3 protein-coding genes are annotated in these 1,873 nt (G+C 73.0%); all 3 read left to right on the top strand.

The genetic code is table 11. The annotated features are described in order from the left end of the window. Positions 1-688: oxidoreductase C-terminal domain-containing protein (locus tag ACFFNX_RS48280; RefSeq protein WP_378213164.1), on the top strand; the 688-nt coding region annotated here is incomplete at its 5' end. Between the two features lie 70 nt (positions 689-758). Then, entirely contained in the window at positions 759-1,136 is a 378-nt protein-coding gene (locus ACFFNX_RS48275) for an Rv2175c family DNA-binding protein (RefSeq protein ID WP_378213163.1), read from the top strand. Positions 1,137-1,175: 39 nt separating this feature from the next. Continuing rightward, complete coding sequence (gene thiE / locus ACFFNX_RS48270; protein ID WP_378213162.1) at positions 1,176-1,847, top strand: thiamine phosphate synthase; 672 nt, start codon at positions 1,176-1,178, stop codon at positions 1,845-1,847. Positions 1,848-1,873 lie beyond the last annotated feature (26 nt).

Genomic DNA, 1,873 nt, shown 5'->3' with positions numbered 1-1,873 from the left:
GGCGGCGGACGCGCCGCTCGCCGGCGCCATCGGCGCCGAGGCCGGGTCGTGGACCGCGCGCTGGTACGCCGAGGCCGGGGTCGAGCTGCGCCACGGCGTCAAGGCCGTCTCGGTGGAGGCGGGCGGCCTGGAACTCGCCGGAGGCGGCTCGATCGAGGCCGACCTGGTCCTCACGGGCATCGGCGTACGGCCCGAGACGGGCTGGCTGGAGGGCTCGGGGCTGGCGCTGGAGAACGGCGTCGTCGTCGACGAGGGGATGCGTACGAGCCGGCCGGGAGTGTTCGCGGTGGGCGACTGCGCCGCGTGGTGGTCGGCGCGGTTCGGCCGCCGGCTGCGCGTCGAACACTGGGACGTGGCGCTGAACGCCCCCGACGTCGTCGCCGCGAACCTCCTCGGCGGCGAGCGGGCGTACGACGCCGTCCCGTACTTCTGGTCCGAGCAGTTCGGCCGGATGGTGCAGTACGCCGGCCATCACCCCGTCGCCGACACGACGGTCTGGCGGGGAGACCCGGACGCGGACCGCTGGTCACTGTGCTGGCTGTCGGGCGACCGGCTCGTGGCCATCCTGACCGTCGACCGGCCACGTGACCTCGTGCAGGGGCGGCGGCTGATCGCCTCGGGCGCCCCGGTCGACATCGGGCGGCTCACCGACCCCGACGTCCCCGTCAGGGCCACCGTACGCGGCTGATACCTCACGCTGTGATTTCGCGACCGGAATCGAGGTTTCAGATGGTGCGGAAGATGGTAAGCACGCATGCGTGACGCACACCGTTGCCGAAATCGAGATCGATCGACAGACCGACACACTGGTGGGTGAGTGGCTCACCCTTCCTGAGACGGCCGAGCATCTCGGCCTCGATCTCAAGCGGGTCAAGCAACTCCTCCGCGACCACAAGCTGCTGGGGGTGCACCGCGAGGGCGGATTGAGCGTGCCCGCGGCGTTCATCCAGGACGGCCAGCCCCTCAAGGGCCTGCACGGCACGCTCACGGTGCTCGCGGACGCCGGGTTCGATCAGGCCGAGGCACTTCGATGGCTGTTCACCGCCGACGACTCGCTGCCGGGCACGCCGGTTCAGGCGCTGGCCGAGCACCGGGTCAAAGAGATCAACCGGCGCGCGCAGGCGCTCGCGCTTTGACCCGCGGCGACACCGCCCGGCGAGACGGAGGGTGGCGGTTTGCCCGCACGTCTTCCCACTGACCGGGCGGTGAGCCTGCGGTCCCGCCTCGGCCGCGCGCGTCTCTACCTGTGCACGGACGCGCGCGAGGCCCAGGGCGACCTGCCCGAGTTCCTCGACGCGGCGCTGGCCGGCGGGGTCGACATCGTCCAGCTCCGCCAGAAGGGGCTGGAGGCCCGCCGGGAGCTGGAGCACCTCGCGGTGTTCCGCGCGGCCTGCGACCGGCACGGCGCCCTGCTGGCGGTCAACGACCGCGCCGACATCGCGCACACCGTCCGCGCCGACATGCTGCACCTCGGCCAGGACGACCTGCCCGTACCCCGGGCACGCGCGATCGTCGGCGAGGACATGCTCATCGGGCGGTCCACGCACTCCGAAGAGCAGGCGGCAGCGGCGGCGGCCGAGCCCGGAGTCGACTACTTCTGCACGGGCCCGACCTGGCCGACGCCGACCAAGCCGGGCCGGGCGGCCCCGGGCCTCGACCTGCTGTCCTTCACCGCGCAACGCCGGTTCGCCCGCCCGTGGTTCGCGATCGGCGGCATCGACGCCGGCAACCTCGGCCAGGTGCTGGCCGCCGGGGCGACCCGCGTCGTCGTGGTGCGGGCGATCACCGAGGCCGACGACCCGCGCGCCGCGGCCGAGGCCCTGGCACAACGCCTGCGCCATGAGTGAATTTCACCCGTGGTTCACCCAGCTCA

This window comes from Actinoallomurus acaciae, assembly GCF_042429965.1.
Lineage (GTDB): Bacteria > Actinomycetota > Actinomycetes > Streptosporangiales > Streptosporangiaceae > Actinoallomurus > Actinoallomurus acaciae.
Note: the sequence above shows the minus strand (reverse complement) of the source record. Positions and strands in the feature narration are given on the sequence as shown.